Below are 4,590 nucleotides of genomic sequence, written 5' to 3' on the forward strand. Positions count from 1 at the left end.
CCTCCGGGGCGAGAAGATTGGGGGCTATGCGGCAGACGATTTTCTCCGCCGCATAGCCACTGGATCGACTACCGAGTCAGCCGCTTATACGACACCCGGCTGGGCTTGACGCTCTCAGGCCCGAGCCTTCTGATCTTGTCTTCCTCGTAGTCTTCGAAGTTGCCCTCGAACCATTCCACGTGGCTGTCGCCCTCAAAGGCGAGGATGTGGGTGGCGAGGCGGTCGAGGAACATGCGGTCATGGCTGATGACCACGGCGCAGCCGGCGAAGTTTTCCAGCGCGTCTTCCAGCGCGCCGAGCGTCTCGGTGTCGAGATCGTTGGTCGGTTCGTCGAGGAGAAGGACGTTGGAGCCCGACTTCAGCATCTTGGCGAGATGGACGCGGTTGCGCTGGCCGCCTGAGAGGTTGCCGACCTTCTGCTGCTGATCGCCGCCCTTGAAGTTGAAGGCGCCGCAATAGGCCCGCGAGTTCATCTCGAACTTGCCGAGCTTGATGATGTCGTTGCCGCCGGAAATCTCTTCCCAGACATTCTTGTCGCCATCGAGCGAATCGCGGCTCTGGTCGACATAGCCGAGATCGACGGTCTCGCCGACGCGGATATCGCCGGAATCCGGCTTTTCCTGACCGGTGATCAGCTTGAACAGCGTCGATTTACCCGCGCCGTTCGGGCCGATGACGCCGACAATGCCGCCGGGCGGCAGCTTGAACGACAGGTTTTCGAACAACACCCTTCCGTCATAGGCCTTCGACAGGTTCTCGGCCTCGATCACGACATTGCCGAGACGTTCGCCGACCGGAATGATGATCTGGGCATCGCCGGGACGACGGTTTTCGGCGGATGCCACCAGTTCGTCATAGGCGCGGATACGGGCCTTGGACTTGGCCTGACGCGCCTTCGGGCTCGATGCAATCCATTCCTGTTCACGCGACAGCGCCTTCTGGCGGCTGCCCTCCTCGCGGGCCTCCTGCGCCAGGCGCTTGGCCTTGGCCTGCAGATAGGCCGAGTAGTTGCCCTCGTAGGGAATGCCGCGCCCGCGGTCGAGCTCGAGGATCCAGCCGGTGACGTTGTCGAGGAAGTAACGGTCATGGGTGACCATCAGGATGGCGCCGGGATATTCGCGCAGATGCTTTTCGAGCCAGGCGATGGTTTCGGCGTCGAGATGGTTGGTCGGCTCGTCGAGCAGCAACAGGTCGGGCTGGCGCAGCAAGAGCTGGCAGAGCGCGACGCGGCGCTTTTCACCGCCGGAGAGGTTTTCGACATTGGCGTCGCCCGGCGGGCAGCGCAGCGCGTCCATCGCCATCTCGACCTGGTTCTCGAGGTCCCAGAGGTTCTGCGCGTCGATCTCGTCCTGAAGGCGCGCGCCCTCGTCCGCGGTCTCGTCGGAATAATTCATCATCAGTTCGTTGTAGCGGTCGACGATCGCCTTCTTGTGGGCGACGCCTTCCATCACGTTTTCGAACACGGTCTTTTCCGGATCGAGTTGCGGCTCCTGCGGCAGGTAGCCAAGGGTCGCGCCCTCGGCGAGCCAGGCCTCGCCGGTCCACTCCTTGTCGAGACCGGCCATGATCTTCAGCACGGTCGACTTACCGGCGCCGTTCGGGCCGAGAATGCCGATCTTGGCGTCCGGGTAGAACGACAGATGGATGTCTTCGAGAATCTTCTTGGCGCCGTAGGCCTTCTTGAGCCCGGCCATGTGGTAGATGAACTGTCGTGCCATATCTTTCCTGCTTCCCGTCAATTGGATGCTTGGGCCGCTATGTATGCGAAACCGGCTTGGGAAACAATGCGCCTTCCGGAATTGCCATCGTCGTCACAAAGACGTCATGAAATGAACAATCGCCCGCGTCAGACGTTTAAGACTTTAGAATTGAAACGGCATTTGGAAGGAAGCGACCATGGTACTCAAGAAAGCGGCTTTCTATGGCGAACCCGTTGAAGACACCGAGGAATGGAATCCCGACGCGCGCCGCGAGGATGCGATCGCCAGCGAACTGGCTTCCTCCGGCCTGCTCGATGCCACGGAAGTCCATGTCACCGTCAAGGGCGAAGAGGCGCGGTTGACCGGCGAGGTCTATATGCGCGAGGAAATCGCGGTCGCCGGCAATATCGCGCTCTCCGTCGAGGGCATCAAACGGGTGCGCAACGCCATCCGCCCGAAACAGCGCCATCTGCGCAGCAGCGGCAAGGAAGACGACGCCCGCGCGCAGTCGCGCACGCTCTGAGGAATTATTGCATGCCGGCGGGGTCGACGATCCCGCCGTCGCAACCGATCGCGGTCCTGCCGGCGCCCTGTATCAGGTCTTCCAGAGACGTGCCCGGCGCATATTTGTCCGAAAGGCCGATCGTGATCTCATCGATTAGTTGACGATCTCCATCGCTAACGCAGCTGATCTTGATGCGATTCCTGGCGTTGCGCCCGAATGCGCTATCAAACGCCTTGGCAATCTCGTCGGCCGAGAGTTCCCTGCCGATATTCGCCTGAAACAGCCTGGCGGCCTCCGAACCGTTCAATTGCTCGAGCAGGTCCACAGACGTCTGGAAGTAGTTTTCCGGCGTGAACCTGGTGCAGGTGCCGTGCTTTACCCATTCGTGGCGCTGGAGATTGGATTGGGTCCCCGGCATCACCTTCGCCAGCGTTTCCCGCAGGCCATCGCTCAGCGACAGCGGCGGCAGGGCACTCCAGTCACCGTTTTCATCTTCGGCGCGGACGTCCGCCGCAACGCCGCAATAGTTCTCGCCGAGCGGCCAGAGACCATGCAGCGAGAAATGGCCGGCATCATAGCGGCTTTCCGTCTGGCTCTTGCATTCGGGCTTATCCTGATGGCCTTCGCAAAAGGCCGGCTGCCAGCTGACGGCCAGGATCGCCGCGGTTTCGCGGGCCATCGCCGGCGTCGCCGCAGTCGCCATCATCGATATTCCGATCAATGCTGCCTTGATTTTCATTTCTTCCCCCTCCCCAAGTTGAAACCGTCGCAGAATAGCTGCCGGCCGCACAGTTTTAATACATATCGCAGAAAAATGGCCTGGATGAGCACCAGGCCATTCCGGCGGCACACGGCGCCGCGGATCAGTCCAGCGCGGCGATCACGGTGAACTCGACGAGGATATGCGGCGCGGCAAGTTCGGCCTGGCTGGTGGCGCGCGCCGGCGTGTTCGCCGGATCGACCCAGTCTTTCCAAACCGCGTTCATCTCGGCGAAATTGCCCATGTCCTTCAGATAAACCAGCGTCTGCAGGATTCTCGACTTGTCGGTCCCGGCCTCGGCCAGAAGCGCATCGACCTTGGCGAGGCATTCCTTGGCCTGCGTCGTCACATCAGGGCCCTCGCCGGTCTGGCCGGAGAGATAGACCGTGTTGCCGTGGACAACCGCGCCGGACATCAGGGGGCCGGGCTTGATACGTTTTACCGTCATCGCATTCACTTTCTTTTGCATGCAGAAACAGAAGGCGGCCCACCGGGACCGCCTTGATTAGGAGAACTCAGCCGCGCAGGCGCTTGGCTTCCTCGTAGATCCGGGTCGAGCGCGCGCCCGAGCGGCAATAGGCCAGCACCGGCTTTTCCATGTCGTCCAACGCATCGACCATGCCGGTCACGGCCTCGGGCGTCAGGCCCATGCCGCCGACGGGCACATGAGCGAAATAGAGGCCGGCATCCTCGGCCGCCTGCTTGATCTCGGCAAAGGTCGGCTGGCCCGGCTCCTCGCCGTCCGGCCGGTTGCAGACGATGGACTTGAACCCGGCCGCCTTGATCTCGGCGATCTGGTCCGGCGTGATCTGCGGGCTGACGGCATAAAACTCATCGATCGGGCGGATATGCATGACGGTATCCCTTTTGCGTTTGCTACGCAGAAACTAAGAAGATTTTGATGATTTGCAAGATAGCGGGCGGTCTGGCTATTCGAAACGAATTTTTAGCGAAAACCGCTTCGAGCCGCCCGGCGCCACCGGTTCCAGCTCACCGGCTTCGGCGAGCTTGCGCCGCGATGTCCAGCGATGGGAGACCGGCTCGATGCCGAGAATATGCGCCGGCGCTTCCTGATTGCGCCATATCTGCAGGTAAGGCAGCGTCGCCGTATCGACGGAAAGCGTGAAGCAGCGCCCGCCAAGGGCCGCGATCGGGCCGAGCCGCGTCGTCGACCAGCCGCTCTCGCCGCCTGCCGCCGGAACGCAGAATATACCGTGATCGCCCTCGCCGAACCGCCAGGGCAGCGTACCCTCGGGCAGCGAGGCGCTTTCGAGCCGCACGCCATCGTCGAAATGCTTCGCGCCGAAATTGATATGATACATCATCATGATCGGCAGCGCCCGGTCGGACCGGTTGATGACCGTGTCCGCGAGCGTCAATTCGCCGGTTGCAGCCTCCAGCGTCCAGCGGCGCTCGATCAGCATGTCGCCGCCATTGGCGGTCTTCACCGGGATCGCGGCAACGCATTCGGCGCCGGCCGGTCCCGTCTCCAGAGACTTGACCACCGCCGCATTGCCGGAGGCGGAGCCGTGCAACGGGTAGAACCGCCCGTCCTCACCCTCTACAGGCTCGGGATGGCGAATATGCTCCGGGCCGCAGGTGAACAAAAAGCCTTCCAGCGAATG

General features: G+C 62.0%; 6 protein-coding genes. 1 reads left to right on the top strand and 5 read right to left on the bottom strand.

Going from position 1 to position 4,590, the window contains the following annotated elements; translation table 11 throughout:
- Window positions 1–68: 68 nt before the first annotated feature.
- Window positions 69–1,718 (bottom strand): energy-dependent translational throttle protein EttA, encoded by a 1,650-nt coding sequence (gene ettA, locus B4E36_RS00435; RefSeq protein ID WP_018066950.1) that lies wholly within the window; start codon window positions 1,716–1,718, stop codon window positions 69–71.
- Between the two features lie 178 nt (window positions 1,719–1,896).
- On the opposite strand from ettA, the gene B4E36_RS00440 reads away from it, so the two are divergent.
- Window positions 1,897–2,223 carry a BON domain-containing protein gene (locus B4E36_RS00440; protein ID WP_018066949.1) on the top strand — a complete coding sequence of 109 codons (327 nt, stop codon included), beginning with the start codon at window positions 1,897–1,899 and terminating at the stop codon, window positions 2,221–2,223.
- A 4-nt stretch (window positions 2,224–2,227) separates the two neighbouring features.
- Here the strand turns inward: B4E36_RS00440 and B4E36_RS00445 are convergent, their stop codons facing one another.
- The 4 genes from B4E36_RS00445 to B4E36_RS00460 form a co-directional block, all read right to left on the bottom strand.
- Window positions 2,228–2,944: a ribonuclease T2 family protein gene (locus tag B4E36_RS00445; RefSeq protein WP_345899847.1), complete on the bottom strand. Its 717-nt coding sequence runs from the start codon at window positions 2,942–2,944 to the stop codon at window positions 2,228–2,230.
- A 124-nt stretch (window positions 2,945–3,068) separates the two neighbouring features.
- Window positions 3,069–3,413 (bottom strand): RidA family protein, encoded by a 345-nt coding sequence (locus B4E36_RS00450; protein WP_292059431.1) that lies wholly within the window; start codon window positions 3,411–3,413, stop codon window positions 3,069–3,071.
- A 67-nt stretch (window positions 3,414–3,480) separates the two neighbouring features.
- A complete protein-coding gene (locus B4E36_RS00455) occupies window positions 3,481–3,819 on the bottom strand; it encodes a TIGR01244 family sulfur transferase (RefSeq protein WP_292059428.1) in 339 nt (112 codons plus the stop codon).
- Between the two features lie 75 nt (window positions 3,820–3,894).
- The coding region (locus B4E36_RS00460; RefSeq protein ID WP_345899846.1) for a DUF4432 family protein at window positions 3,895–4,590 on the bottom strand (696 nt) is incomplete at its 5' end.

The sequence above is a fragment of the Martelella sp. UBA3392 genome (genome assembly GCF_002358775.1).
Lineage (GTDB): Bacteria > Pseudomonadota > Alphaproteobacteria > Rhizobiales > Rhizobiaceae > Martelella > Martelella mediterranea.